Raw genomic sequence first — 26,126 nt, forward strand, 5'->3', positions numbered from 1 at the left:
TTTTATGGGCTGAATATGAGCTTCACACAAGACATACAGCAACTGGAGCCAGGTCAGCTTATCCAGCTTCTGGAAGTGGATGGCACCGCATTTGGCCTCGATACAATCCTGCGCTTTCACTCCTATAACATCCCTTCAGAAGGGTGGGCGGCATACGCTGCTGAAAACCTGCCGGCGATTATCTGGCAAGGAAATAAGTACGAGCCTTATCCGTATCAGCTGAAGGGTCTCGAGCTTTCCAGCACCGGATCTCAACCGACGCCAACACTTTCTGTCGGCAACGTAGGAAACTACGTCACCGCGCTCTGCCTGCAGTATGACGACCTCGTTAAGGCGAAAGTAAAGGTCCATACCACGCTCGCTAAATATCTGGACGCGGCGAACTGGGTGGCAGGGAATGCCAGTGCGCAACCTACTGAAGAGCGCGTGCAGCTCTTTTATGTGAATGCAAAGACCACGGAAACCCGTTCTCAGGTTGATTTCGAGCTGTGCTCCCCGTTTGACGTGCAGAGCCTGCAGCTGCCCACCAGGCAAATCACTCCCGTTTGTACATGGTGCATGCGTGGCTGGTATCGGACCGGGACAGGCTGCGACTACAACGGAAATCGCTATTTCCTCAAAGACGGAACGCCTACGGACAACCCTGCGCTGGATGTATGCGGCGGACGACTGAGCGACTGCAAGCTGCGGTTCGGCGAAGACCAGCCTCTGTCATTTGGTGGGTTCCCGGCCGCTAACCTGCAGGGCAAATAATCATGCGTAAAAAGATAATGAATGCAATTCAGTCGCATGTTGAAGCTGAGTATCCGAAAGAGGCGTGCGGGGTGGTAGTGCAGATTGGGAGGGCGCAAGAGTACATTTCTTGCCGAAACATCTCCGCTACTCCGACTGACAGCTTCACGCTATCTCCGGAGGATTTTGCCGCGGCAGAGAAGCAGGGCGACATTTTGATGATTATCCATTCGCACCCCGATGTGGTTCAGCTGGTTCCTTCTGAGATGGACCGCATCCAGTGCGACCACTCGGGCGTGGAGTGGGGGATCATGTCGTGGCCGGATGGTGATTTCTGCACCATCTCCCCTCGAGGCGATCGCGATTATGCAGGTCGGCAGTGGGTGCTGGGGCATGCCGACTGCTGGACGCTCATCATGGACTATTACCGGCAGGAGCACGGCATAGAGCTGAATAACTGGTCTGTCGATTACGAGTGGTGGAAAGACGGCAAAGAGAACCGCTACGACGATAACTGGAAGGAAGAAGGCTTTATCGAAGTACCGGCAGCAGAGATGCGCGATGGGGACATGATCATGATGCAGCTTCAGGCTCCTGTTACCAATCACGCTGCGATATATCTCGGCGACAACATCATGCTGCATCACGGATTCGGCAGCCTCTCCGCTCGAGTGCCGTACGGTAAGTATTATCGCGACAGAACGGTGCGCGTTGTACGAAGAAAGGAGCTTATCGATGCTTAAAACAATGACACTCAGCGGCGCTCTGGCAAAAAAGTTTGGCAAGACGCATCAGTATCATGTTGCTGACCTGAGAGAGATGCTGCGCGCAATGTGCGCTACTGTGCCGGGGTTCAAAAAATACGTTTCTAACGCTCACCTGAGCGGGTTGCGATTCGCTTTCTTCAGCGGCAAAGACAATATTGGCGTGCAGGAATTCGATATGTCGCGCGGCGCAGAAGAATACCGTATGACGCCAGTTATCGAGGGCCGCAAGAGCGGTGGCATCCTGCAGGTTGTTATAGGCGCAGTGGCTCTCGTTGCAGCGTATTTTACCGCGGGCGCAGCGCTCACTGCTTTCGGCCTGAGTGCTGCGGCGGCATCGGGCGTAACCACAGCGTTAACCGGACTGGGCTTATCGATGGCGCTGGGCGGGGTAGTCAGCCTGTTAACGCCTCAGCCTAAATACAGTGTCGGCGCCTCCTCCAGTGCAGACAACAAACCAAACTATGCCTTTGGCGCTCCGGTAAATACCGTTGCAATGGGTTATCCCGTTCCGGTCTTGTACGGCGGCAGGGAGATAGGCGGGGCCATCATAAGCGCCGGCATCTTCTCCAGTGACCAGCAATAACCAACAGCTTACAGCCACCTCAAGGTGGCTTTTTTTATGGGTGGAATATGCGACTTCTTGAAGGGGCGACCGTTATTCACGGACAAAAAGGCGGCGGCGGAAGCGCTCATACACCGGTAGAGCAGCCAGATGACCTGTTGTCCGTAGCGAAGCTGAAGATGCTTCTGGCTATCGCAGAGGGAGAAATTCAGGGAGATCTGACTGCTCAGCAAATCTTTCTTAATGACACGGCGCTGGCTAACGATGACGGCACATACAATTTCACCGGAGTGAAATGGGAATACCGCTCTGGCACGCAGGATCAGACCTACATTCAGGGGTTGCCGGAAATCGACAACGAAACCTCAGCCGGCATCAAAGTAACCACTTCATCGCCATGGGTCCGCCAGTTCACTGACTTGACGCTGGATGCTGTGCGCATCAAGCTGAGCCTGCCCGCGCAGTATGCCTATAAAGATAACGGCGACATGATTGGCACGGTTACGCAGTACGCTATCGACCTGTCAACGGATGGCGGCGCATGGCAAACGGTAGTGAATGGCAAGTTTGACGGGAAAACCACGTCAGAGTATCAGCGCGATCACCGCTTGGACCTTCCACCTGCAACCTCGGGCTGGTCGGTGCGGGTGCGTAGAATTACCGCAGACTCAAGCTCAACAAAGCTCGTTAACGCATTCAGCGTGTTTTCGTATGCTGAAGTAATCGACAGCAAGCTGCGTTATCCCAACACAGCACTTCTTTATATAGAGCTCGACTCAAGCCAGTTTAACGGCAGCGTACCGAAAACGACCTGCAAGCCAAAGGGTAAGGTCGTCAAAGTCCCTACCACTTACGATCCGGCCTCTCGAACCTATAGCGGCACATGGGCGGGCGATTTCAAGCTGGCTTACACGAATAACCCTGCATGGGTCTTCTATGACCTGGTGCTGGATGAAATCTACGGCATGGGAACGCGCGTAGATGCTTCCATGATTGATAAATGGGAGCTTTATGCGATTGCGCAGTATTGCGATCAGATGGTCAGCAATGGTGCAGGCGGCCTAGAGCCTCGCTTTACCTGCAACGTCTATATACAGAATCAGCAGGACGCCTATAACGTTCTGAAGGACATTGCCGCTATCTTCCGCGGGATCACCTTTTGGGGTAACGACCAGATTTATGTGAAGGCCGACGTACCGCAGGATGACGTGGATTTCGTTTATCACGCCTCTAACGTAATCGACGGGCTGTTTACGTACGCGGGCGGCTCATACAAGAACCGCTATACCTCGTGTCAGGTGTCATGGTCTGACCCACAGAACCATTATTCAGACACCATCGAGGGCGTTTACGACACAGACCTTGTGCAACGTTACGGCGTAAATGAAACGCAACTTACTGCTATCGGCTGCACCACACAAAGCGAGGCTCACCGCCGCGGACGCTGGGCTATTCTGTCCAATTCAAAAGACGGCACTATTTCATTCAGTGTCGGACTTGATGGTTATATCCCGCTGCCTGCAGAAGTTATCGGCGTGGCAGACCCGTTCCGCGCAGGCAAGCAGAATGGCGGCCGCCTTAGCGCCGTTAACGGCCTGAGCTTTACGCTTGACCGCGCTGCTGATTATGCTGCTGGCGACAGGCTGGTGCTTAACTTGCCAGACGGTACAGCACAGACTCGCACCATCTCAAGCGTCAGCGCAGACAAGAAAACGGTCAGGGTGAGTACCTCATACTCGCGGACCCCGGTTGCAGGCGCAGTGTGGGCTATCGACAGTGATAATCTGGCTATCCAGTACTTTCGCGTCACCTCCATCGCTTCAAATGACGACGGTACGTTCACGATATCTGGCGTGCAGCACGATCCGAATAAGTACCGTTACATTGATGACGGCGTGAATATTGACCCGGCACCGATTACCGTCACACCCCCCGGAGTGATGCAGGCACCAGCGAATATCGTCATCAGCGAGGTGGATTATATTGCGCAGGGGCTTACAGTCGCCTCAATGCAGGTAACATGGGACAAAGTGCCGAATGCCATCAGATATACGGCCCAATGGCGCAAGGATAACGGTGACTGGGTTAACGTAGGTCAGGTCAGTTCGCAGGGCTTCACAATTCAGGGGATTTACTCGGGGGTTTATGATGTGCGCGTACGCGCAGTCAATGCGGTAGACGTGTCTTCTCCGTGGGGATATGCAGAATCAACATCATTAAACGGGAAAGTTGGAAAGCCCGGCACACCCGTTAATTTGATGGCTACGGATAACGTGGTATGGAATATCGATATCACCTGGGGATTTCCAGAAGGATCGGGAGATACCGCCTATACAGAAATTCAGGTGGCAACAACGGCAGACGGGCAGAACCCGCAGTTCCTCGCATACGTTCCTTACCCCGGCGTCAGCTATCAGCACGGTCCTATGCCCGCTGGCGTTCGCCGCTGGTATCGCGCGCGTCTGGTGGACAAGATCGGCAACACAGGTGACTGGACGGCTTTTGCCGCCGGCATGTCAAACGTTAATGCGGATGACCTGATCGGCAGTGTGGTAGAAGAGTTCCTGACGTCTCCCGATGGTAAAGCGCTTCTTGACCCGCTAATCACTGACCCGCAGGCGCTGCTGCAGAACATGCTGGCTGATTACGATTCAGTAAATCAGCAGTGGGCAAACTATGGCGATAATCGAGCTGGCATTCTTCAGGCTCAGAAAGTGGCCGCGGATGCTGAAAGCGCTGTTGCTCAGCTTGAGACGGACGTTGTAGCCCAGTTTGCTCAACAGCAGGCAGCTATTCAGCAGAAGTTTACTGCCTATGCAGATGCAGATAACCCTTCAGCAATTTACACGCTTAAAACAGGCATTCGCTATAACGGCGTCAATTACGATGCGGGATTGTCAGTGGCCGCGACTGTCAATGGCAGCGGCGGCGTAGATACTCGTGTTGCGGTCAATGCCAACCAATTCGTCGTAATGAGTGGTGTCGGCAACAGCCTCTATTCGCCTTTTGTCATTAAAGATGGCCAGGTACTTATCAGCCAGGGATTTATTGGCCAAGGCTGGATCAATAACGCCATGATCGGCGATTACATTCAGTCGAATAATTTCGTGGCTGGCTCGGTAGGCTGGCGGCTTGATAAGTCGGGGACGTTCGAGCGAAACGCGGCGAATGGTTCAGGCAGAGTTATTGACACAGGGGTTCTCAAACTGACCTACGACGCTAATGGAACTTTACGAATCAGAGAAGGGCTCTGGTAAGGAGAAAAAATGCCATGTGGTCTGCAGTGCTGGGATGCCACAGGGAAATTAGTCGTCGATATCGGCGACTACAACACCAGATATTTGGGGCGGACGTCGGTAACGATACCTGCAAACGTTAATATGGTTTCTGGCTCTTTTGGCGGACTCACGGCGGCAGGCTCATTTGCCGTTGTTGTATCAGTATCCAGTAATTTTAACAACAATAACTTTGCAACCAGAACATATGATGGCGGCTATCGCGTTTGGAGATTATTCCAGAGCACCACCGCTGTAACATTAACTTTAGATTTATACGCATTCATATGAGCGGTTATCAAATTTTCAATTCTTCAGGCGCATTGGTTATAGATTCAAACTATAAGGGAAGCTATTACCGCGATAATGTGCAATACGGAGGGATTACCGATGTTGGCTATTACAATATTACTTGTCAGCTAGGGAACTCTACGGATATGGGCTTTGTCAGCGGAGGAGTGCCCGATGACGATAACCTGCGATGGTTCAAACCTAATAACAATGCAAAATTTTTCGCATCTAACCCAGCCTGGGTGACAGCAAATGCTGGAAGGATGGCAAGAACACATAGCGGCATGCCGGTTGAAAGCGGTTATAAGGATGTTTTCAATGCATCTGGCGAGCTTATTTGGTCAGCCGTTATGGCTGCAAAAATTCCACGAATTGTTGGTTTCTTTGATATCCCACCGAATTACGATCTCGATAACGCGGTCTACTCTCAGGGGATTGGAAATAACACCTGGGTTCTTATGAGTTCTTGCCCAAGCGGGAATATTTCTGACGACGGAACTAGCACAGGCTATTCAGGATTGTTTTTTAGATTTTCAAATGGGACACTGCAATGTCAATGGGTAAATAAACTCCAGCAAAGTTGGGCTAACAGCTTAAAGCCGTATGGTTTGCGCATACCTTATGCCATTATCCCTAATTTAAGCTGACGATGATCGTGACGATCAAATAATTGAATTGCACTTTTAAAGATAAGGGTATTCTATGCGCTTATAACTTGTGAGGTGCTCATGTATAAATTTCTGTATCCTGTCGTGTTTATGCTGGCTACCGTTACTGCGAAAGCCAATGTTATCAAATACCCCGTTCGCGCTGAAAACCTTCGTATCGGTGGCGAAGTTAATGTGCTTTACGATGTTAACAAAATCGGGAGAGTTGAGAACATCCGCCTCATCAGTGCGGAGCCGCCTGATGTTTTCGATCGAAGCGTACGCAAGCAAATTTCGTACTGGAAGTTTTCACCTGGCAATGCCAGAAAAGATGAGCAGCTAAGAATCCTTTTCAAAGCTAATTAAGCCAAAATAAATCAACTAACCCGGCCATTCAGCCGGGTTTTTTATTGTCCGGAGAAAAGCATGTCAGCAGGCACTATTGCTCTAAACAACAACTCAGCTACGGTCAGTGGCACTGGAACAAGTTTTACGACAGAGCTGAAGGTCGGTGATTTCATCGGCGTTATTGCTGGTGGAACCCCTTACACGTTGATTGTCGCGGCGATTGCATCTAACACCCAGCTAACTATTGGCGCAGCTTTTACTGGCCCGACAGCTAGCGGGCTTGCATGGTATGCCGTTCCCGCTAGCTTGATGTATGCGGTGACTCAGCAAACCATGAATGATATGGGCAAAATTCTTCGCGGCATGATTTTCGACAAAGCCAACTGGCAGCAGGTTTTCAGCGGAACCGGTAACGCAACTGTAACCTTGCCAGACGGAACCAGCTGGACAGGGCCGGCATGGAATAGCATCACCACTACATTATCAGGTAAAGCGGCAAAAGGTGCTAACAGCGATATAACGGCTCTGTCAGGACTTACTACTGCACTCAGTATTGGACAGGGAGGAACAGGAGCAAAAAACGCTGCGGATGCGTTAACTAATCTGGGGCTTGGCTCAACATCTTCCCCGACATTTGGGGCTATCGAGCTGTCCTCAGATAAGCCTTATATTGATTTTCATGTTGGTTCATCCTCAGCAGACTACGATACAAGACTCATCAACCAGGTATCAGGGTACCTGGACGTAGTGGCAGCAAGCGGGAATGCGGGTTTAAGAGTGTACGGTGGATATCGATGCAGGAACGGCACTGCAGGTTCTTTCGGTAGCAACTCTTTTAACTATTACTGGAATACTAGCTCACAGATGGAGGTATGGGTAGACGCATCCAGAGTAGGCGCTATAACACTGTCGTCAGTATCCGATAAAGGGCTTAAGAAGGATATACGCTACAGAGAAGACACCGATCAGGCGCTTGCGGAGGTTTTGCAATGGCGGCCAGCTGATTTTAAGATGAAGGAGCGCGGCATTATGCCTGAAAGCCCGGATCAGCTTGGTTTCATCGCAAATGATATGTTTGAGGTTTCTCCAGAGTGTGTCAGCGGAAAAGGATTGCCAGAAGATTATGATATTGAGGCTGATCCTAATAACCCGGACGCATACTCACTAAATCAGGTGCCTATGATTGCCAAACTTACACAAGCAATTCAGGCCCAGCAAAAAATTATCAACGAACAGTCAGAGATCATCAAGGCTATGGGCGTCAGACTTAAAGACCTTGATGGTCTTGATGGCTAAAAAAGCCCCGGCGACGGGGCAGAGGTATACCGCGCCGATCTAAGCAGGCTACGGGGTGGGGTTCGTTAAGAATAGCCGTAGCGACTAGAAGGCACAAAAACCCGGCGCTTTGGCCGGGTCGCTCATTTTTTTGCTGAAAGCAGTTATAGGTCTGAGATGTCAATGTTATAGATAGCCATCCATGCCTCTGCCGGATATGAGTTTAAAGGAACTGTTTGATAATGAGGGGTCAGTATTTCAACAGGAAGCTTATGGTAGCTGCAGTAGTTTGCTAGGCTTTGCCAACTGTACTTTCCGGGTATTGAACTTTTGACATGCGCAATAGTTGCATGTCTAAAGCCTTCGCCTTTGCTGTGAACATATTTGTTATGTTGCATGACGTGGTTGCCGAAAGATCCACGTACAGATTTGAATTGTTCGTCTTTCTTTTCCAGCATCGCTTGCGCGCGTTCCGTCGCTTCTGCCTGGTCGGCAAGTTGGCGAAGTGCATCGGCATAGGTTTGTGGAACCATGTTATATCCGCCTGTTTTACGGATAGATGGAAGCACCTCGGATGTAACCCACTTCTTGAAGTGTTTGGCCTCGACCTTCTGCGATCCCATTACTGCATTGTACAATCCAGATTCATTGATAAGTGTCTGATTAGTATAGTTTCGTCCATTTTGCAGGGTATGCTTTCTTTTCTCATCATCATCAAGCCTCTCAGTCATATTGCTTGTTTCTGCATATCCAAGGATGTCGGCCACATCCTTAGCGACAAACCATACTTCTGAGTCTTCGTCGGTTATCGTTCTGACGGCATTACCATTGAAATCAAATTCATTTATCGCCATAGCTTTACTCATTTTTTCTCCATTTAGCCTTAAGGCATCTTTCCCTGTAATGAATATCCGCTCAGATCTCAGCCTGATGCGGTTTGATTAAGTATCATACACAATAGGAATAATCTTATCTTCAAAGAAATCTTCCTTTTCGCCATGCGCTTTGCAAATCTCCAAAACAATTCTCCTTGAACAAATTTACCGATTGATATTGCTGTTTATGTATACAGTAATTTTACAGGGTAGTTTTATGCAAAGTGAACATGAGACAGCCAACGCATTCCGCATTGAGACGCCTGAAGGTTTTGTCATCGTCGACAGCGGCGTAAAGATGAAGCCTGGCGATGAGGTGGCGTTTCAGTACGATGGCTATCCGATGGTGGGTAAGCTGTTCGCTTCCGGACTGATAACGCAAGACGGCGAAACTATCGATGGGGAAGGGCTAGAGGGCATCATCGTGCTGGGTAAAGTTACTGCCACGATTGTCGATGATAATGATGAGTACCGGCCGACGATCTGAGCGCAGCAACTTCCGCTCTCATTTTGGGCTTCACGTTGACAAGCTGGTAACGCTGTCTGAAGATTCATCCTTAATGGCAGGCATTTTTTTATTTAGTACATCCGGTAGTACATAATTTTAATCGTGCACACGTGAAATTTTCTTAAGTTATTGATAGGTAAGAAAAATAGACATCAAGCAATTAATTTACCTCTGCAACCTTGAGCGCGAACGCCATTTCGGCCGCGCGGCCGAAGCCAGCTTCGTTAGCCAGCCGACGCTCTCCATGCGCCTGAAAAACCTCGAACGCGAACTCGGCCTGTCGCTGATCAACCGCAGCAATAACTTCGTCGGCTTTACGCCGGAGGGGGATCGCGTGCTGGCGTGGGCGCGGGAGATCGTGTCGGTCTATCAGGGACTGAAGCTGGAGGTAGAGTCGCTGAAGCACGGCGTCAACGGCACGCTGCGCATCGGCGTGATGCCGCAGTGCAGCGTGGCGCTGCCGGCGCTGCTGAAAAGGGTGCAGAGCCGCTATCCTCAGCTTAACTACCGTATCGCCGCGCTAAGCGCCGATCAGCTGCTGGAGGCGCTCAACAGTCACACCGTCGACGTCGGCATCGGCTTTTTCGAGCTGGCGACGCTGCGGGAACTGCATTTTCAAACGGCGTTTCTGCCCGAGCGCGGCGTCGAAGCGATATTCGATCCGCTGCAGTTTCCCGATCTGGTGGGCGACGAGCCGCTCTCGCTTGCCACGCTGGCCGCCTTGCCGCTCTGCCTCTCCGAACCGACGCGCTATTTTCGCCGCTATCTCGATATGGCCTTCCGCGAGGCGGGGCTGACGCCGCAGGTGATGGTAGAGAGCGCCGCGATTTTCGAACTGGTGCAGAGCGCGCAGGTAGGGCTGGGGGTGCTGGTGTCGCCTGTCGGTCACCTGCTGCCGTCTATGCTACAGGGGATGGCGCAGCGGCCGATTGCCATTACCCATATGGCGCGCCAGGCGGCGCTGGTGATTGCCGAACCGGGCCGCGCGTCGCCGCTGTCGCAACACTTCTTCGACGAGGCGCGCAGCCACCTTGAAGGCTACGCCGCTTCGCCCATAGCGTAAAACAGCCGGCTGTTCCAGTTGCCAATCGCCACTGCCTGAATCAGGGCGAACAGCGCGTCCGGCTGCCAGCCTTCGGTGACCAGCGGCTGCAGATGCGCCGCGCTGAAGCGCTCAGGCGAGCGGGTCAGCTGCGCTGCCAGCGCCACGACGCGGCCCTGCGTCGTTGTCTGATCGGCGGCGTCATCCACCGACGCCAGCAGCGCCTCGCGCACCTCATCCGGGAAAAACTGAAACGCCCAGCGGCTGCCGAGCGCGCGCGCGCAGGTTGCCTCCGCCAGCGGGGTAAACGCAGTCGGGGTGATGCGCTGGCGCAGGGTTTGCCAGCCGTAGAGCGCGGCGGCGTCGTGCGCCAGCAGCCAGACCGCATCGGCGAGATCGGAGCGCGGCTGACAGAAGGTGACGGCGGCCAGCTGTTCAGCGCTGGCGTAGCGCAGCTCCAGCGGCTTCACGCCCGGTTTCCAGACTGGCTTTTCCGCAAACCCGTCGCGGTCGGCGTCGGGCGGCGGCGTCACGCCAGGCAGCCAGCGCACCGGCAGCGCCAGCAGCGCCTGCAAACCTGCCGCCACGCGCGCCTGATAGCTGACGAAGCCGACGATCTGATTCAGCGTAACGATATCCGGCTCGGTCAGGCCCACGGCGTCGAGCGCTCTGAGCGCCGCCGCGTTGATCAGCTCCGGCTGCATCGCCAGCTGGCGCGCATACTGCGTCAGCTGAGTCAGGCGGTTATTGCTCTCCCGCGACGAGTCGGGGCCGGGCAGCGGATTAAGGCGCGCAGAATAGTGGTTGCACAGCCGCTGCACGCCCGCGACCTGCGCCACGGTCAGCGCGGTGCTGAGGCGATCGTAAAGGGTAAGCGTATGGGTCAGCGTCGCCGCGACGCGATCGGGAAACAGCAGCTGGCAGAGATCGCGGGAGGCCAGCAGCATCGGCTGGCTGGCCTGCAACAGCGGCTGAAGCGCGCTCGCCTCCTGCTGCAGGCCGAGCAGGAAACGGTCGTTAATCAGGGCTGCTTCGGGAACCAGCGGCTCAGCCTGGATGGCGTGCGGGCTAGTCTGGCTCTCGTAAAACCAGTGGTTGTGGCCAGGATAGCGGCGTTGTTCCATGGTTATTCCTTTTGCAAATAACTGGCACGTCGCGCATGGCGTGAATCCGAAACCGTGACGCGCGCCCGGGGGCTGGCTTATCGTCGCTTAACGGCGGGGAAGGGCAAAAGACCGATCGGTGATAATTAATAGCGTGAAGCTATAAGGCGGGGAAAGTGAGCAAAAAAAAGGGCGAGCCAGGCTCGCCCTCAAAACTTATTTCAGTTCCAGTTCGTTCATCGCGGCGATGCTGAAGCCGCCGTCAACGTGAACGATCTCGCCGGTGATGCCGCCGGCCAGGTCAGAACAGAGGAACGCCGCCGAGTTGCCGACGTCTTCGATGGTGACGGTGCGGCGAATCGGGGTAACCGCTTCGCAGTGCGCCAGCATCTTGCGGAAATCCTTGATGCCTGATGCCGCCAGGGTACGGATCGGACCGGCGGAAACGGCGTTCACGCGCACCCCTTCCGGACCCATCGCGTTCGCCATATAGCGCACGTTGGCTTCCAGCGACGCTTTCGCCAGACCCATCACGTTGTAGTTCGGGATCGCGCGCTCTGCGCCCAGGTAGGAGAGCGTCAGCAGAGCGGAGTTGGGGTTCAGCATCTCGCGGCACTCTTTCGCCATCGCTACAAAGCTGTAGGCGCTGATGTCGTGAGCAATCTTAAAGCCTTCGCGGGTAACGGCGTTCACATAGTCGCCATCCAGCTGGTCGCCCGGGGCGAAGCCGATGGAGTGAACGAAACCGTCAAATTTCGGCCAGGTTTTTGCCAGTTCAGTAAACAGCGATTTGATGCTCTCGTCTTCGGCCACATCGCACGGCAGCACAATATCTGAACCCAGATCTTTAGCGAACTCTTCCACACGACCTTTCAGTTTGTCGTTCTGGTAGGTGAAAGCCAGTTCTGCGCCCTGCTTGTGCATCGCCTGCGCAATTCCGTAGGCAATAGAGAGTTTACTGGCAACGCCAGTAATCAGAATGCGCTTACCGGAAAGAAAACCCATAGCTGTAATCCTTATGGTCATTGTTGTTGGCGGTCGCGTTGGTTAAAAAACAGGCGACCGCGTTAATCGACGTGCGGATTCTAGCACGTCTCAGGCAAATGGGGTAAACCAACCTGATTCAGGCCTCGCGGCGCCAGGCTTCCGCCGTCAGCGCTTCGCCGAAGTGGCTCGAAATCAGCCGTTTAGTCAGGTCGTGCAGCGGCGAAGCCAGCACGTCGGCGGTGCCGCCGCGCTCCACCACTTCCCCCTGGTGCATCACCAGCACCTGATCGCTGATGTGCTTCATCATCCCGAGATGCTGCGTCACATAAATATAGGTGATGCCGTGCTGCTCCTGAAGCTCCAGCATCAGATTAACCAGCTGGGAGCGCATCGTCATATCGAGCGAGGCGAGGGCTTCGTCGGCGATAATCACTTTCGGCTGCAGGATCAGCGCGCGCGCCAGGCCGAGGCGCTGCTTCTGGCCCGGCGCCAGCATATGGGGATAGTAGCCGGCATGGTCGCGCAGTAACCCCACCTGGCGCAGCGTAGCGATAATGCGCTTCTCGCGCGCCTCCGGCGTCAGATCGCTGTTAAGGCGCAGCGGCAGATCGAGGATCTGGCTGACGCGCTGGCGCGGGTTGAGCGAGGTAGAGGGATCCTGAAAAATCATGCGGATGCGCTGGCTGCGGTAGCCGTAGTCGCCGAACGCCAGCGGATGATCGTTAATCAGGATTTCGCCGCTGCTCGGCGCCACCATGCCGCTCAGCATTTTCGCCAGCGTCGATTTGCCCGAGCCGTTCTCGCCGATGATCGCCAGCGTCTGCTTCTCGCGCAGAATAAAGCTGACCGATTTCACCGCCTCGACGTGCTGGCGGCGAAAGAGGCCGGTGCGATAGCGGAAGGTTTTGCTCAGATTGCGCACTTCAAGCAGCGTCTCCATCTACTGCTCCTCCATATTCAGCGGAAAGTGACAGGCGAAAAGGTGCGTCTTGCTGCCGCTCAGGCGCGGCGTTTCCACACATTTGCGCTGCGCGTAGGGGCAGCGCGGGCCGAGCCGACAGCCGATCGGCAGGCTCTCCAGCGACGGGATCGCCCCGGAGAGCGTGTTCAGGCGGCTTTTGTGCGGCAGCGCGCGGCCGAAATCGGGCATCGCGCGGATCAGCGCCTGCGTATAAGGATGGTGCGGCGTAAGGATCAGATCGTCGCTGCCCGCCGTTTCGACGGTCTGCCCGCAGTACATCACGTTAATGCGGTCCGCCCACTGGCTCATGGTGCGCAGATCGTGGCTAATCAGCAGAATAGTGGTGTTGTTGTTCTGGTTGAGGCGGCTCAGCAGGCGAAAAATTTGCGCCTGGGTGGTGGGCTCCATGGCGTTGGTGGGTTCGTCGGCGATCAGCAGCCGCGGCTGGTTGGCCAGCGCGATGGCGATCATCACCTTCTGGCACTCGCCTTCGGTCAGCTCGTAGGGAAAGCTGCGCATGATATCTTTATGATCTTTGATGCCGACGCGGTGCAGCAGCTCGATGGCGCGGGTTTTGCGCCAGAACCAGAAGCGTCCCATCCACGCACCTTTATAGGTCCAGCGCGGAATCGCCTGCATCAGCTGGCGGCCGATACGCTCCGAAGGATCGAGACAGGACTGCGGCTCCTGAAAAATCATCGAGACGTTGTGGCCGACGATGCGGCGACGCTCGCGCGGCGACAGGCGCAGCAGGTCGATATCGTCGAATACCATGCGATCGGCGGTCACGCGCCAGTTATCTTTGGTCACGCCGCAAATCGCCTTTGCCACCAGGCTTTTGCCCGAGCCCGATTCGCCCACTAACCCACGGACTTCGCCTTCCATCAGCGTCAGGTTGATGCGGTCCACCGCCTTGACGGGACCGTCGGCGGTCATAAATTCAATGGTGAGATTACGAATATCGAGTAACGGCATTATTCCACTCCCGCCTCTACGGCGCGGCGGATACCGTCGCCCAGCAGGTTAACGATTAATACGCTGATCATCAGCGCGGCGCCCGGCAGCATCACCGTCCAGGGGGCGACGTAAACCAGCTCCAGCGAATCGCCAAGCATCGCGCCCCATTCGGGCGAGGGCAGCTGCGCGCCGAGATCGAGAAAGCCGAGCGCGGCGATATCCAGAATCGCCAGCGACAGCGAACGCGTCACTTCGCTGATCAGCATTGGCAGCACGTTGGGCAAAATCGCATGGCGCAGGATATCGACGTTGCTGGCGCCGTCGAGGCGCGCCGCCACGACATACTCTTTTTCCAGCTCGTCGTGCACCGCGCTATAGGTGGCGCGCACCAGACGCGGCAACAGCGCCAGCCAGATCGCCAGCAGCGCGTGCTCGAGGCGCGGGCCGAGAAAGGCCACCACGATAATCGCCAGCAGCAGCGTGGGGATCGACAGCAGGGTATCCAGCACGTGATTCATAACGGCCGAGCGCAAACCGTGCGTAATGCCCGCCAGCACGCCGAGCGCCAGCCCGCACAGCGTGGCGAAGATCGTGACCAGAATCGCGGAACCCACGGTCGGCGCCACGCCGCTCAGCAGGCGGCTTAGCACGTCGCGTCCCAAATCGTCGGTGCCGAGGAAAAACGAGACGTCGCCGTAGCGCGACCAGGAGGGCGGCAGCAGCTGATAGCCGAGAAACTGCTGATCGATACCGTAGGGCGCCAGCAGCCCGCCGAACAGGCAGAGAAACAGCAGGGCGCCAAAGCCGTATAGCCCAATCATGGCAGTGGTGTTGCGATAGAAATGGTGCCAGCTGCGGCGGAACGCGCCGGGCAGCCGTTTTTCGGCATAGACGTTATCGTAGGGCATGCGCAGTCGCCTGAAGAGGAATCAGCGTGGTTTGCAGCGCTTTACATTTTTTACTCATATCAATGCGTTGCCTAAATTTTCAGCGTTAGGGCGTCGGGCTGCGGCGGCGTCGCGTCAGCATGACGAAGTCTGTAGGGATTATCCGTCGATAACCCGCTTGCAGGCAAGGAAAGGGCGGTAGCAATTTCGTGCCGGGTTTATGGAAGGTCAGAATTTGCACCGTCAAGCGGGGCGTCGGCAGTCGGCCTGGCGGGTAAAAAGAAGGCGGAAAAGTCTTTCAATATTTTTGTCGTTTAAAAGCAAATATGTCAGCTTTTAAACTCTCTCCGTCAGGCGCATCATCTCTTCATCGAGGCAAAACGCCTCACCAACTGAAATAAACTTTAAGGAATTGACCATGAAAACCATCAAAACTTTCGTTGTAGCTGCCGCGCTCTCTTTCGTATCATTCGGCAGCTTTGCTCAGAGCATTACCGCTTCAGCCGCCACGCTCGACGCGGCGGAAGCGCAAATCGCCGCGCAGGCGCATCAGGCTGGCGCATCCTACAAAATTACCGGGGCTCGCTTTGATAACGGCGCCTATGTTTCCGCTGAACTGACTAAATAACGCTGTCGCAATACCTGTTTCAGGGGCCGCTTAGTGCGGCCTTTGGCATGTCTGGTGCGCCCTGTCCGCTACACTCTATTCAGATTAACGAACAGGAGAGACCATGATGGAGAAAAAAAACCACTCAGATCAGCACCCGGCAGAGATCGCGCATCAACAGCTGTTACAGAGCGGCAGCGCCTGGAATGGCCAGCCCTATGAGGCTTATCCAGCGGGCAAACCGCAGATATCCGTGATGCGCATGTCGTTGCCTGCCCACAGCGAACTCCCCTGGCATACCCATCCCATGCCTAATACCGCCTATGTTCTTTCTGGACGCCTGACCATCGAAGACAAGCAGAGCGGCGAACGCTTTCACGCAGGCGCGGGAGAGGCGCTGAACGAAACGATCAATAGCGCGCACCGTGGCTACACCACCGATGAGCCGACCGAGCTAGTAATTTTCTATGCAGGCGTCGAAGGGCAGGAACTTTCGCAACCGCTGCCGGGAGAGGAAGCGGAGTATTAGTCGTAAAGTCTGCCTGGCCGGTAGCGCAGCGAGGACGATATAATCCCTTGCGCTGCCGGCAAGGGCGCTAACAATGGTTTTATCTTAAACAAAAGATAAACCATTGTTGTCCTCCGGCGATAAAATGGCGCATAAAAGCGCGTTATCTTTGGTGCCAGTCCGTTACGAATCTATACCTGCAGCATAAACTGACGCCTGAATTCTCATGGGCGGAAATAAGCTGCGGGGGTTCGACAAGCCTGTTTAGCCTCTCTGTTTATTTATTAATGCAGCTGGTTTTGATACATCTGAAAGAAATTTTCTTCGAGATGGGCTTGATGTTGGGGGGAGATAAAAATACAGTACTACAATAAATTAAACTATTGATTTTAAATATACTTTTTTTGCGTCAAGTGTCAGGATGGTAATAGTAAATGTCGATAACATTCTTAACCTTTTTCAGACCGCGCTGTTTGTTTCGATAAGGGCGGATATAAAATTAAATCGCATCGACTGCGCTAAAATAATAAGATCCGCTGCGCCCAGATTATTTGCGTTACCCCTCTTTGTTGCCCTTACACTTCCCCTCGCCCCAGATGAAAAGAAGCGCCAGCCTGATTAAGGCTGCCTTAAGGTTTCGCCAGCATTATTTTCCCGTCCCGCCATGGAAAGTGTCGGGGAGATTCATCACGTGTACATCAGAAGGAAACAATTTCTTCATATTTGTAAAATTTATTTCTTCAGGCGGCGCTGACGCATTTATTTATTTCGATCATCTGAAACGAATGGGAATTTATTATGTCATTTCTTCCTTTTTCGCGGCCTTCATTGGGTGAAGAGGAGCTGGCGGCGGTCAAAGCGGTGTTTGAATCCGGATGGATTACCACCGGCCCGCAAAATGCCGCGCTGGAACTGGCGTTTTGCCAGCTTACCGGCAATCAGCATGCCATCGCCGTCAGCTCGGCAACCGCTGGAATGCACGTTACGCTGCTGGCGCTCGGTATTCAGCCTGGCGATGAGGTCATCACGCCGTCGCTGACCTGGGTCTCCACTCTTAACATCATCACGCTGCTGGGCGCGACGCCGGTGATGATCGACATCGATCGCGATACGCTAATGGTGACGCCCGAGCAGATAGAAGCGGCTATTACGCCGCGCACCCGCGCCATCATTCCGGTGCACTACGCCGGGGCGCCAGCGGATGTGGGCGCGATTCACGCCCTCGGCGCCCGCTACGGCATTCCGGTGATTGAAGATGCCGCCCATGCGGCGGGCTGCTATTACCAGGGACGCCATGTCGGCAGCGCAGGCACCGCGATCTTCTCTTTCCACGCTATTAAAAATATGACCTGCGCCGAAGGCGGCCTGATTGTCACCGACGACGCGCAGCTGGCGGATCGCATGCGCAGCCTGAAGTTCCACGGGCTGGGCGTCGACGCCTACGATCGCCATACCCACGGCCGCAAGCCGCAGGCGGAAGTGGTGATGCCCGGCTTCAAGTACAACCTGCCCGATATCAGCGCGGCCATTGCGCTGACGCAGCTGAAAAAGCTCGCCGATTTTAATGCGCGCCGCGCCGCCATCGCCCGGCGCTATCTGCGCGAACTGACCGATACGCCGTTTCTGCCGCTGACGCAGCCGGCCTGGCCGCATCAGCACGCCTGGCATCTGTTTATTATTCGCGTCGACGAAGCCGCCTGCGGCATCAGCCGCGATGCGCTAATGGAGGCGCTGAAGGCGCGGGATATCGGCACCGGCCTGCATTTCCGCGCTGCGCACACCCATAAATATTACCGCGAACGCTATCCGCAGCTCTCGCTGCCCAACACCGAATGGAACAGCGAGCGCATCTGTTCTCTGCCGCTGTTCCCGGACATGCGCGACGACGACGTCGCCCGGGTCGTCAGCGTGTTGCGTCAGCTGGCAGGAGTCTGAGATGCAGGAAGAAAAAGCGATTCGCCGCGTTTCCGTGGTGATACCTGTCTACAACGAAGAGGAGAGCCTGGCGGAGCTGGTGCGCCGCACCGACGCCGCCTGCGCCACGCTGGAGCTGGAGTATGAAATTCTGCTGGTGGACGACGGCAGCGCTGACCGCTCCGCCCAGATGATCGCCGATGCCGCAGACATGCCCGGCAGCCACGTGGTCGGCGTCTTGCTGAACCGCAACTACGGCCAGCACTCGGCGATTATGGCCGGCTTCAGCCATGTCTCCGGCGATCTGATCATCACGCTGGACGCCGATCTGCAAAACCCGCCGGAGGAGATACCGAACCTGGTGCGCGCCGCGCAGCAGGGCTATGACGTGGTCGGCACCGTGCGCCAGAACCGGCAGGACAGCTGGTTTCGCCGCCGCGCCTCGCGCGCCATCAACCACCTGATCCAGCGCGTCACCGGAAAAGCGATGGGGGATTACGGCTGCATGCTGCGCGCCTATCGCCGACATATCGTCGATGCGATGCTCAACTGCCATGAGCGCAGCACTTTTATTCCCATCCTCGCCAACACCTTCGCGCGGCGCACCATCGAACTGCCGGTGACCCACGCCGAGCGCGAATTCGGCGACTCCAAATACAGCTTTATGAAGCTGATTAACCTGATGTACGACCTGGTGACCTGCCTGACCACCACGCCGCTGCGTCTGCTGAGCATCGTCGGCAGCCTGATCGCGCTGGCCGGTTTCGCCTTCTCGCTGGTGTTGATCGTGCTGCGCCTGTTTCTCGGCGCCAGCTGGGCGGGCGACGGCGTCTTTGTGCTGTTCGCCATCCTGTTTATCTTTGTCGGCGCGCAGTTTATCGGCATGGGGCTGCTCGGCGAATATATCGGGCGCATCTACAACGACGTGCGCGCGCGGCCTCGCTACTTTATCCAGCGTGTTATTCACCCCCAGCAAACAGCTTCTTCTGTACAGGAAATCGAGCAATGAAAACTATCGTCTTCGCCTACGCCGAAATGGGCTGTGCGGGCATCAGCGCGTTGCTGAACGCCGGATATGAAATCAGCGCCATCTTTACCCATGCCGACACCTCGCCGGAAAGCCACGCCTTTCCCTCCGTGGCGCGCCTGGCGGCAGAGCAGGGCATTCCGGTTTACGCGCCGGAAGATGCCAGCCATCCGCTGTGGGTCGACCGCATTAAAGCGATGCAGCCTGACTTTATCTTCTCGTTCTACTACCGCGCGCTGCTGAGCGACAGCATTCTCCGCACCGCCCGCGTGGGCGCCTTTAACCTGCACGGTTCGCTGCTGCCGAAATACCGCGGCCGCGCGCCGCTCAACTGGGTGCTGGTCAACGGCGAAACGGAAACCGGCGTGACGCTGCACCATATGGTGAAGCGCGCCGACGCGGGGGATATCGTGGCGCAGCAGCGCGTGGCGATCGATGCGCAGGACAACGCCCTGACGCTGCACCGCAAGCTGGTCGCCTGTGCTTCCGAACTGCTGGAGGGGGCGCTGCCGGCAATGAAGCGCGGCGAGATCGCCGCGCGCCCGCAGAACCACAGCGAGGCGACCCTGGTCGGCCGCCGCACGCCGGACGACGGGCGCATCAACTGGGGGTGGCCGGCGCAGCGGGTGAATAACCTGGTGCGCGCCGTCACCGATCCCTGGCCGGGGGCCTTCGCCTTTGCCGGCACGCTGAAATTCGTGGTGTGGAAAGGGCGCGTGCACGCAGACGCGCCGCCGGCGAAGCCCGGCACGGTGCTGTCGGTGGATCCCTTTCTCATCGCCTGCGGCGACGGCGCGCTGGAGGTGCTGACCGGCCAGAGCGACAACGGCGTCTATATGAACGGCAGCCAGCTGGCGCAAAGCCTGGGCATGGTGCCGGGCGCGCTGCTCTATTCGCAGCCGGTTGCCGCGGTGAAGCGGCGTACCCGCGTGTTGATCCTCGGCGTCAACGGTTTTATCGGCAACCACCTGACCGAACGTCTGCTGCAGGATGACAACTTCGAGGTTTACGGGCTCGATATCGGCTCTGACGCCATCAGCCGTTTCCTCGACCAGCCGCGTTTCCACTTTGTCGAAGGCGATATCAGCATTCACTCCGAATGGATTGAGTACCACATCAAGAAGTGCGACGTGGTGCTGCCGCTGGTGGCGATCGCCACGCCGATTGAGTACACCCGTAACCCGCTGCGCGTGTTCGAGCTCGACTTCGAAGAGAACCTGAAGATTATTCGCGACTGCGTGAAGTATAAAAAGCGCATCATCTTCCCCTCTACCTCCGAAGTCTACGGCATGTGTACCGACAGCCACTTCGACGAGGATCACTCTAATCTGGTGGTCGGTCCGATCAACAAGCAGCGCTGGATCTACTCGGTGTCGAAACAGCTGCTGGACCGCGTCATCTGGGCCTACAGCGAAAAAGAGGGGCTGCGCTTCACGCTGTTCCGCCCGTTTAACTGGATGGGGCCGCGTCTCGATAACCTGAATGCCGCCCGTATCGGCAGCTCGCGCGCCATTACCCAGCTCATCCTTAACCTGGTGGAAGGTTCGCCGATCAAGCTGATCGACGGCGGCGCGCAAAAGCGCTGCTTCACCGATATTCGCGACGGCATCGAAGCGCTGTTCCGCATCATTGAAAACAAAAACGGCAACTGCGACGGCCAGATCGTCAACATCGGCAATCCCGACAACGAGGCCAGCATCAAAGAGCTGGCGGAGCATCTGCTGGCCAGCTTCGAGCGCCATCCGCTGCGCGACCGCTTTCCGCCGTTTGCCGGTTTCCGCGAGGTGGAGAGCAGCAGCTACTACGGCAAGGGCTATCAGGACGTCGAGCACCGCAAGCCCTCGATCAAAAACGCGCGTCGTCTGCTGAACTGGACGCCGACGGTGGAGATGGACACCACTATCGATAACACGCTCGATTTCTTCCTGCGCACCGTCGAGCTGCAGGAGAAGCCATGAGGAAAGTCGGGCTGCGCGTCGACGTCGACACCTGGCGGGGCACGAAGCTGGGGGTGCCGGCGCTGCTGGATCAGTTCAGCCTGCATCAGCTGCAGGCGAGCTTCTTTTTTAGCGTCGGGCCGGACAACATGGGACGCCACCTGTGGCGTCTGATGAAGCCGCGCTTTCTGTGGAAGATGCTGCGCTCGCGCGCGGCATCGCTCTACGGCTGGGACATCCTGCTGGCGGGCACCGCCTGGCCGGGACGGGATATCGGGCGCGGGCTGGCCGACATTATGCGCGCGGCGGCGGAGCACCATGAAATCGGATTGCACGCCTGGGATCATTTTGCCTGGCAAACCTGGGCGGGCGTCTGGCCGCAGGGAACGCTGAGCGAGCAGATTGCGCGCGGCAAGCATGCGCTGGAGGCGATAACAGGTGACGTTGTCACATGCTCCGCCGTGGCGGGATGGCGCGCCGATACGCGCGTGATCGCCGCTAAAGAGGGATTCGGCTTTCGCTTTAACAGCGACTGCCGCGGCAGCGGCCCCTTTATCCCGCTGCTGGCCGACGGCAGTCCGGCGACGGTGCAAATCCCGGTGACTCTGCCCACCTGGGATGAGGTGGTCGGGCAGCAGGTGAGCGCAGCGGCGTTCAACGACTACATCCTCGAACAAATGCAGGCCGCCAGCGGCTCGCCGGTTTACACCATTCATGCCGAGGTCGAGGGCATCGTGGGGCTGCCCGCCTTCCGCGAGCTGCTGACGCGCGCCGAACGGATGGGCATTCGCTTCTGTCCGCTCAGCGAGCTGCTGCCTGAGGATCTGGCGACGCTGCCGCAGGGCAAGGTGGTGCGCGGCGAAATCGCCGGGCGCGAAGGCTGGCTGGGCTGCCAGCGTTAACTCAAGACAGGACCTTTCTCTATGTGGACACCGATGCGCGCAGGGACGAAAACGGCGCTGCTGCTGGCGCTTTTCGTCCTCTATTACCTGATCCCAATTGAGTTCCGCAGCCTGTGGCAGCCGGATGAGACCCGCTACGCCGAGATCAGCCGCGAAATGGTGGCGGGCGGCAGCTGGGTGGTGCCGCATTTTTTCGGCCTGCGCTACTTTGAAAAACCGATTGCCGGCTACTGGGTCAATAACATCGGCCAGCTGCTGTTCGGCCACACCCTGTTCGGCGTGCGCGCGGGCGCCATTTTCAGCACGGCGCTGAGCGCGCTGCTCATCTACTGGCTCGGCGCGCGGATGTTCGCCAGCCGCGCCGTCGCGCTCAGCGGCAGCGTGATTTTTCTTACCTCGCTGCTGGTATACGGTATCGGCACCTACGCGGTGCTCGATCCCATTCTGCTGCTGTGGCTGGTGGCGGCGATGTGCAGCTACTGGCTGGCGGCCCACGCGAGCGGCACGCGGCAGCGGCTGTGGGGCTATCCGCTGCTCGGCGTCGCCTGCGCCATGGGCTTTATGACCAAGGGCTTTCTGGCGCTGGCGGTGCCGGTGCTGGCGATTGCGCCCTGGGCCCTCTGGCAGCGTCGCTTCGGCGAACTGCTGCGCTGGGGGATGCTGACCGTCGCGACGGCGCTGGCGATTAGCGCGCCCTGGGCGCTGGCGATCGCGCGGCAGGAAGGGGATTTCTGGCACTACTTCTTCTGGGTCGAGCATATCCAGCGTTTCGCCGATGCCGATGCCCAGCATAAGGCGCCATTCTGGTACTACCTGCCGGTGATGCTGGCGGGTTCGCTGCCCTGGCTGGCGCTGCTGCCCGGCGCGCTGGCCTCGGCATGGCGGCGGCGCGGAGAGCAGGCCGACGCCGCCTACCTGTTAAGCTGGGTGCTGCTGCCGCTGCTGTTTTTCAGCATCGCCAAAGGCAAACTGCCCACCTACATCCTGCCGTGCTTCGCGCCGCTGGCGCTGCTGATGGCACGCTACGCCCATAGCGGCGGCGCACGGCTCGGCAGCGTGTTCCGCATCAACGGCAGGATCAATTTGCTGTTCGGCCTGATCGCTGCCGCGGCGGTCGTCCTGTTTCTCGCGCCCTGGGGGCTGGCGCGCCATCCGCTCTACGCTCGCGACGAGACGCTGCGTGCGGCGGCGGCGGCGGCGGCCTTTGCCGGCTGGGGCATCGCGGGCTGGCTGAGCCTGCGGCCGGGCGACAACCGCTGGCAGCTGGCGGCGCTCTGTCCGCTGGCGCTGGCGCTGCTGGTGGGGTACGCCATTCCGCAGAAGGTGCGCGATTCGAAGCTGCCGCTGAGCTTCGTCAGCGCGGTGCGCGAGCGGCTGGCGGGCAGCCGCTATCTGCTGGCGGACAATCCCGGCGTCGCCTCGGCGATCGCCTGGACGCTGCGCCGCAGCGACATCACGCTCTACGACGCCAAAGGCGAGGTGGAGTATGGCCTGAGCTATCCCGATGCGCAGGCGCGCTACGTCGATGGCGCGGCCTTCGCCGACTGGCTGCAGGCGCACCGTCGTCACGGGCACGTGGCGGTGATCATGATGCTCAACGCGGGCGAGAGCGCGCCGGACGCAGCTATGCCGACGCCGGACGAGAGGTATCGGCAGGGACGGCTGGTTTACTTCGGCTATGACGAAAAACCATGAGCCTGCTGCTGATGGTGCTGGTAAGCCTGCTGAGCTGCCTCGCGCAGCTCTGCCAGAAGCAGGCGGCGACCCTCGGCGCGCGCGGCGGTAAACGCCGTATGATGCTGTGGATTGGCTTAAGCCTGCTGCTGCTGGGCGTCGCGATGCTGCTCTGGCTGTGGGTGCTGCGACGGGTGCCGGTCAGCGTCGCCTATCCGATGCTCAGCATTAACTTTGTGCTGGTGGCGCTCGCCGCGCGGCTGATCTGGCGGGAAAGCTACACGCGGCGGCAATGGCTCGGCACGCTGGCGATCGTGGCGGGCGTGGCGCTGATCGGGAGTCATCTGTGAAAGGCGTGATGCTGGCGATCGGTTCGGTGCTGCTGGTGACGCTGGCGCAGCTGACGCTGCGCCTGGCGATGCGCGATTTCCCGCCCGTCGAAGAGTGGCTGAGTCTCGACGGGATGCGCCATGCCGCCACGCTGCTGCCGCTCGCTGCCGGGCTGGGAGCCTATGCGCTGTCCATGCTCTGCTGGATGATGGCGCTCCGCCATCTGCCGCTCAACCGGCTCTATCCGCTGCTGAGCCTGAGCTACGTGCTGGTATGGGCGGCCGCCGTGCTGCTCCCGGCTTTCGGCGAGCCCTTTCGCTGGAGCGGCCTGGCGGGGGTGCTGCTGATCGTGCTGGGCCTGCTGGCGGTTGCCATCCCGCCGCGCCGGAAAAAGCTATAACAGGCAGATGCCGTCCGTCCCCGCAATGCAGTTGCGTCCCGCTTTTTTCGCCACATAAAGCGCCTCGTCGGCGGCCAGCTTGAGCGAATCAGGCGAGTCGCCGGGCGGCGCGGCGCTGATACCCGCGCTCAGGGTGACGATTTTATCCGGCAGATCGCTCGCCTCATGGGGCAGCGCCGCGCGGCGAATCGCCTCCAGCGCCCGGTGAGCGACATTCTCAGCGTCGCGGGCGTGGGTGCCCGGCAGAATAATGGCGAACTCTTCGCCGCCGTAGCGCGTAACCCGGTCGGTTCCGCGCAGCGGCAGGTGTTTGAGCACCGCCGCCACTTCCTGCAGGCAGCGATCGCCGGCGATATGGCCATACTCATCGTTGTAGCGCTTGAAAAAGTCCACATCGAACATAATCAGCGAGACGGGCGAGGCGGCGCCCCGCAGGCTCTTCTCCAGATAAAAATCGAACTGCCGCCGGTTGCCCAGGCCGGTCAGGCCATCCAGCATCGCCAGATCGCTCAGCGTGCCGTTGAGCCGCGTCAGCTCATCCTGCGAGCGCATCAGCGCCTGCTGGCTGCGCTGGTTGGCGCGCAGCTGACGCAGCACCAGATAGCCGAACAGCAGCACCAGCAGCCAGGTAAAGATATTCACGCTGATGCCGGTGATATTGCTCTTCCACCAGGCGTGCCGGATCGCCCGGGTTTCATAGCCGACCGCCACCACCAGCGGATAGCGCTCCAGCCGGGCGTAGCCGAAAAGGCGCTCCTCGCCGTCGAGGCGACTGTCCCAGGTGGCGCTGCCAATGCGCGACTGGCTCAGCAGGCGGGTAAACAGCGGGCTGGAAGAGAGGCTGCGGTTGAGCATGCTGTCGGGAAAAGGGCGGGCGTAAAGCAAGACGCCGTCGGTGTTCATCAGGGCCAGCAGATCGCCCGGGCTCTGTTCATACCAGCCGTAAAACTGGCGGAAAAAAGCGACTTTTACCGAACCGAGCGCCACGCCGCGGAAATTGCCCGCCGCGTCGTTAAGCCGCAGAGAAACCGGGATCACCAGCTCGTCGGCGCTGCGGCTGCGAATGACGTGGCCGATGTGCGCGCCCGGATCGGCATGGTCGCGGTGCCAGATAAAGGACTCGCGGTCGGCGTTGTTCATCTGCTTAAACTGCATGTCGCGCGAGGTGGCCAGCCAGTTGCCCTCTTTATCATAAACAAAGAGTCCGGCCAGCTGCGGCAGCGGCAGCGAGAGTCCGGCCAGAATGCCGTTTCTGCCGCTGTAGGCCGCAGGACGGCTAAACACCTCGTCTCCCTGGCGGGCGATCTCATCCAGCGCGATATTGACCTGTAAAAAGGTGTCCTGCGCCTGGCGGGAGAGCGAGAGCGACTGGTTGCGCGCCTGCACCGAGACATCCTGCAGCCGGTTCTGCCACGACTGCCAGAGCGCCCAGCTGCAGGCCGTCACGATAAAAACGCTGATGAATAGCAGAAACAGCAGCACAAAGCGCTCTGTTTTCCTGGAGCGGGGCAAGGGCAAAGTCTCTCTCCGGTAAAACAACGGGTTATCTGTAAAAGGTAGCAGTAAAAAGCGGACCTGGCGGGAGCGGGAAGCGAGAGGGGCGCTGGCGG

At 57.7% G+C, this 26,126-nt stretch carries 26 protein-coding genes; 19 read left to right on the plus strand and 7 right to left on the minus strand.

What is annotated here, in order from left to right; all coding sequences use genetic code 11:
* Positions 1-15 precede the first annotated feature (15 nt).
* From HA46_RS12695 to HA46_RS12725, 8 genes are all read left to right on the plus strand, one after another.
* Positions 16-753, plus strand: coding sequence for a phage minor tail protein L (locus HA46_RS12695; protein ID WP_084884743.1), 738 nt, complete (start codon positions 16-18; stop codon positions 751-753).
* A gap of 2 nt (positions 754-755) precedes the next feature.
* Positions 756-1,475, plus strand: a complete 720-nt coding sequence (locus HA46_RS12700; protein ID WP_084884629.1) for a C40 family peptidase — start codon at positions 756-758, stop codon at positions 1,473-1,475.
* The gene (locus HA46_RS12705; RefSeq protein WP_084884632.1) at positions 1,468-2,082 is read left to right on the plus strand and encodes a tail assembly protein; all 615 of its coding nucleotides are present in this window, start codon (positions 1,468-1,470) and stop codon (positions 2,080-2,082) included. The genes HA46_RS12700 and HA46_RS12705 overlap by 8 nt, the downstream gene beginning before the upstream one ends.
* A gap of 47 nt (positions 2,083-2,129) precedes the next feature.
* The gene (locus HA46_RS12710; RefSeq protein ID WP_084884634.1) at positions 2,130-5,318 is read left to right on the plus strand and encodes a TipJ family phage tail tip protein; all 3,189 of its coding nucleotides are present in this window, start codon (positions 2,130-2,132) and stop codon (positions 5,316-5,318) included.
* A 9-nt stretch (positions 5,319-5,327) separates the two neighbouring features.
* On the plus strand, positions 5,328-5,627 hold the full coding sequence (locus tag HA46_RS20875; protein WP_143807634.1) for a hypothetical protein: 300 nt from the start codon (positions 5,328-5,330) through the stop codon (positions 5,625-5,627).
* The gene (locus HA46_RS12715) at positions 5,624-6,274 is read left to right on the plus strand and encodes a hypothetical protein (RefSeq protein WP_084884746.1); all 651 of its coding nucleotides are present in this window, start codon (positions 5,624-5,626) and stop codon (positions 6,272-6,274) included. Before HA46_RS20875 ends, HA46_RS12715 begins: the two co-directional genes overlap by 4 nt.
* Positions 6,275-6,355: 81 nt before the next feature.
* Entirely contained in the window at positions 6,356-6,640 is a 285-nt protein-coding gene (locus HA46_RS12720; RefSeq protein WP_084884636.1) for a TonB family protein, read from the plus strand.
* A 60-nt stretch (positions 6,641-6,700) separates the two neighbouring features.
* On the plus strand, positions 6,701-7,918 hold the full coding sequence (locus tag HA46_RS12725) for a tail fiber domain-containing protein (protein WP_084884639.1): 1,218 nt from the start codon (positions 6,701-6,703) through the stop codon (positions 7,916-7,918).
* Between the two features lie 143 nt (positions 7,919-8,061).
* Here HA46_RS12725 and HA46_RS12730 read toward each other — a convergent pair whose 3' ends face one another.
* Entirely contained in the window at positions 8,062-8,763 is a 702-nt protein-coding gene (locus tag HA46_RS12730) for a BRO-N domain-containing protein (protein ID WP_084884641.1), read from the minus strand.
* A gap of 226 nt (positions 8,764-8,989) precedes the next feature.
* Between HA46_RS12730 and HA46_RS12735 the strand changes: the two genes are divergently transcribed.
* Both HA46_RS12735 and HA46_RS12740 read left to right on the plus strand, forming a co-directional pair.
* On the plus strand, positions 8,990-9,259 hold the full coding sequence (locus HA46_RS12735) for a phage repressor protein (protein ID WP_143807635.1): 270 nt from the start codon (positions 8,990-8,992) through the stop codon (positions 9,257-9,259).
* A 166-nt stretch (positions 9,260-9,425) separates the two neighbouring features.
* Positions 9,426-10,343 (plus strand): LysR family transcriptional regulator, encoded by a 918-nt coding sequence (locus HA46_RS12740; protein WP_084884645.1) that lies wholly within the window; start codon positions 9,426-9,428, stop codon positions 10,341-10,343.
* Here the strand turns inward: HA46_RS12740 and HA46_RS12745 are convergent.
* The 5 genes from HA46_RS12745 to sapC all read right to left on the minus strand — a co-directional run bounded on the left by HA46_RS12745 (position 10,319) and on the right by sapC (position 15,238).
* Entirely contained in the window at positions 10,319-11,446 is a 1,128-nt protein-coding gene (locus HA46_RS12745) for a CMD domain-containing protein (RefSeq protein WP_084884647.1), read from the minus strand. The two genes, HA46_RS12740 and HA46_RS12745, sit on opposite strands and share 25 nt — an antisense overlap.
* Positions 11,447-11,641: 195 nt before the next feature.
* On the minus strand, positions 11,642-12,430 hold the full coding sequence (fabI, locus tag HA46_RS12750) for an enoyl-ACP reductase FabI (protein ID WP_033746867.1): 789 nt from the start codon (positions 12,428-12,430) through the stop codon (positions 11,642-11,644).
* A 118-nt stretch (positions 12,431-12,548) separates the two neighbouring features.
* The gene (gene sapF, locus HA46_RS12755; protein ID WP_033790301.1) at positions 12,549-13,352 is read right to left on the minus strand and encodes a putrescine export ABC transporter ATP-binding protein SapF; all 804 of its coding nucleotides are present in this window, start codon (positions 13,350-13,352) and stop codon (positions 12,549-12,551) included.
* On the minus strand, positions 13,353-14,348 hold the full coding sequence (gene sapD / locus HA46_RS12760; protein WP_033790300.1) for a putrescine export ABC transporter ATP-binding protein SapD: 996 nt from the start codon (positions 14,346-14,348) through the stop codon (positions 13,353-13,355).
* Positions 14,348-15,238 carry a putrescine export ABC transporter permease SapC gene (gene sapC / locus HA46_RS12765; protein WP_033790299.1) on the minus strand — a complete coding sequence of 297 codons (891 nt, stop codon included), beginning with the start codon at positions 15,236-15,238 and terminating at the stop codon, positions 14,348-14,350. The genes sapD and sapC overlap by 1 nt, the downstream gene beginning before the upstream one ends.
* A 397-nt stretch (positions 15,239-15,635) precedes the next feature.
* On the opposite strand from sapC, the gene HA46_RS12770 reads away from it, so the two are divergent.
* The 9 genes from HA46_RS12770 to arnF all read left to right on the plus strand — a co-directional run bounded on the left by HA46_RS12770 (position 15,636) and on the right by arnF (position 24,516).
* On the plus strand, positions 15,636-15,845 hold the full coding sequence (locus HA46_RS12770; protein WP_084884650.1) for a DUF1471 domain-containing protein: 210 nt from the start codon (positions 15,636-15,638) through the stop codon (positions 15,843-15,845).
* A gap of 106 nt (positions 15,846-15,951) precedes the next feature.
* Positions 15,952-16,353, plus strand: a complete 402-nt coding sequence (locus HA46_RS12775) for a cupin domain-containing protein (RefSeq protein ID WP_084884748.1) — start codon at positions 15,952-15,954, stop codon at positions 16,351-16,353.
* A gap of 774 nt (positions 16,354-17,127) precedes the next feature.
* A complete protein-coding gene (arnB, locus tag HA46_RS12780; protein WP_143807636.1) occupies positions 17,128-18,267 on the plus strand; it encodes a UDP-4-amino-4-deoxy-L-arabinose aminotransferase in 1,140 nt (379 codons plus the stop codon).
* Between the two features lies 1 nt (position 18,268).
* On the plus strand, positions 18,269-19,255 hold the full coding sequence (gene arnC / locus HA46_RS12785) for an undecaprenyl-phosphate 4-deoxy-4-formamido-L-arabinose transferase (protein ID WP_084884656.1): 987 nt from the start codon (positions 18,269-18,271) through the stop codon (positions 19,253-19,255).
* Positions 19,252-21,231: a bifunctional UDP-4-amino-4-deoxy-L-arabinose formyltransferase/UDP-glucuronic acid oxidase ArnA gene (gene arnA / locus HA46_RS12790; protein ID WP_084884659.1), complete on the plus strand. Its 1,980-nt coding sequence runs from the start codon at positions 19,252-19,254 to the stop codon at positions 21,229-21,231. Before arnC ends, arnA begins: the two co-directional genes overlap by 4 nt.
* The gene (gene arnD, locus HA46_RS12795; protein WP_084884661.1) at positions 21,228-22,112 is read left to right on the plus strand and encodes a 4-deoxy-4-formamido-L-arabinose-phosphoundecaprenol deformylase; all 885 of its coding nucleotides are present in this window, start codon (positions 21,228-21,230) and stop codon (positions 22,110-22,112) included. The genes arnA and arnD overlap by 4 nt, the downstream gene beginning before the upstream one ends.
* A gap of 33 nt (positions 22,113-22,145) precedes the next feature.
* Entirely contained in the window at positions 22,146-23,807 is a 1,662-nt protein-coding gene (gene arnT / locus HA46_RS12800) for a lipid IV(A) 4-amino-4-deoxy-L-arabinosyltransferase (protein ID WP_084884664.1), read from the plus strand.
* A complete protein-coding gene (gene arnE, locus HA46_RS12805) occupies positions 23,804-24,136 on the plus strand; it encodes a 4-amino-4-deoxy-L-arabinose-phosphoundecaprenol flippase subunit ArnE (protein ID WP_084884666.1) in 333 nt (110 codons plus the stop codon). Before arnT ends, arnE begins: the two co-directional genes overlap by 4 nt.
* On the plus strand, positions 24,133-24,516 hold the full coding sequence (gene arnF, locus HA46_RS12810) for a 4-amino-4-deoxy-L-arabinose-phosphoundecaprenol flippase subunit ArnF (RefSeq protein ID WP_084884669.1): 384 nt from the start codon (positions 24,133-24,135) through the stop codon (positions 24,514-24,516). Before arnE ends, arnF begins: the two co-directional genes overlap by 4 nt.
* Here the strand turns inward: arnF and HA46_RS12815 are convergent.
* The gene (locus tag HA46_RS12815) at positions 24,511-25,998 is read right to left on the minus strand and encodes a sensor domain-containing diguanylate cyclase (RefSeq protein WP_084884672.1); all 1,488 of its coding nucleotides are present in this window, start codon (positions 25,996-25,998) and stop codon (positions 24,511-24,513) included. The two genes, arnF and HA46_RS12815, sit on opposite strands and share 6 nt — an antisense overlap.
* Positions 25,999-26,126 lie beyond the last annotated feature (128 nt).

The sequence above is a fragment of the Pantoea septica genome (assembly GCF_002095575.1).
In the GTDB taxonomy this organism is placed as follows: domain Bacteria; phylum Pseudomonadota; class Gammaproteobacteria; order Enterobacterales; family Enterobacteriaceae; genus Pantoea; species Pantoea septica.

Bases quoted from the DNA above. Each gene is read 5' to 3' on its own strand.
- HA46_RS12695 (WP_084884743.1), top strand. From the start codon at position 16: ATGAGCTTCACACAAGACATACAGCAACTGGAGCCAGGTCAGCTTATC.
- HA46_RS12700 (WP_084884629.1), top strand. From the start codon at position 756: ATGCGTAAAAAGATAATGAATGCAATTCAGTCGCATGTTGAAGCTGAG.
- HA46_RS12705 (WP_084884632.1), top strand. From the start codon at position 1,468: ATGCTTAAAACAATGACACTCAGCGGCGCTCTGGCAAAAAAGTTTGGC.
- HA46_RS12710 (WP_084884634.1), top strand. From the start codon at position 2,130: ATGCGACTTCTTGAAGGGGCGACCGTTATTCACGGACAAAAAGGCGGC.
- HA46_RS20875 (WP_143807634.1), top strand. From the start codon at position 5,328: ATGCCATGTGGTCTGCAGTGCTGGGATGCCACAGGGAAATTAGTCGTC.
- HA46_RS12715 (WP_084884746.1), top strand. From the start codon at position 5,624: ATGAGCGGTTATCAAATTTTCAATTCTTCAGGCGCATTGGTTATAGAT.
- HA46_RS12720 (WP_084884636.1), top strand. From the start codon at position 6,356: ATGTATAAATTTCTGTATCCTGTCGTGTTTATGCTGGCTACCGTTACT.
- HA46_RS12725 (WP_084884639.1), top strand. From the start codon at position 6,701: ATGTCAGCAGGCACTATTGCTCTAAACAACAACTCAGCTACGGTCAGT.
- HA46_RS12730 (WP_084884641.1), bottom strand. From the start codon at position 8,763: ATGAGTAAAGCTATGGCGATAAATGAATTTGATTTCAATGGTAATGCC.
- HA46_RS12735 (WP_143807635.1), top strand. From the start codon at position 8,990: ATGCAAAGTGAACATGAGACAGCCAACGCATTCCGCATTGAGACGCCT.
- HA46_RS12745 (WP_084884647.1), bottom strand. From the start codon at position 11,446: ATGGAACAACGCCGCTATCCTGGCCACAACCACTGGTTTTACGAGAGC.
- fabI (WP_033746867.1), bottom strand. From the start codon at position 12,430: ATGGGTTTTCTTTCCGGTAAGCGCATTCTGATTACTGGCGTTGCCAGT.
- sapF (WP_033790301.1), bottom strand. From the start codon at position 13,352: ATGGAGACGCTGCTTGAAGTGCGCAATCTGAGCAAAACCTTCCGCTAT.
- sapD (WP_033790300.1), bottom strand. From the start codon at position 14,348: ATGCCGTTACTCGATATTCGTAATCTCACCATTGAATTTATGACCGCC.
- sapC (WP_033790299.1), bottom strand. From the start codon at position 15,238: ATGCCCTACGATAACGTCTATGCCGAAAAACGGCTGCCCGGCGCGTTC.
- HA46_RS12770 (WP_084884650.1), top strand. From the start codon at position 15,636: ATGAAAACCATCAAAACTTTCGTTGTAGCTGCCGCGCTCTCTTTCGTA.
- HA46_RS12775 (WP_084884748.1), top strand. From the start codon at position 15,952: ATGGAGAAAAAAAACCACTCAGATCAGCACCCGGCAGAGATCGCGCAT.
- arnC (WP_084884656.1), top strand. From the start codon at position 18,269: ATGCAGGAAGAAAAAGCGATTCGCCGCGTTTCCGTGGTGATACCTGTC.
- arnA (WP_084884659.1), top strand. From the start codon at position 19,252: ATGAAAACTATCGTCTTCGCCTACGCCGAAATGGGCTGTGCGGGCATC.
- arnD (WP_084884661.1), top strand. From the start codon at position 21,228: ATGAGGAAAGTCGGGCTGCGCGTCGACGTCGACACCTGGCGGGGCACG.
- arnT (WP_084884664.1), top strand. From the start codon at position 22,146: ATGCGCGCAGGGACGAAAACGGCGCTGCTGCTGGCGCTTTTCGTCCTC.
- arnE (WP_084884666.1), top strand. From the start codon at position 23,804: ATGAGCCTGCTGCTGATGGTGCTGGTAAGCCTGCTGAGCTGCCTCGCG.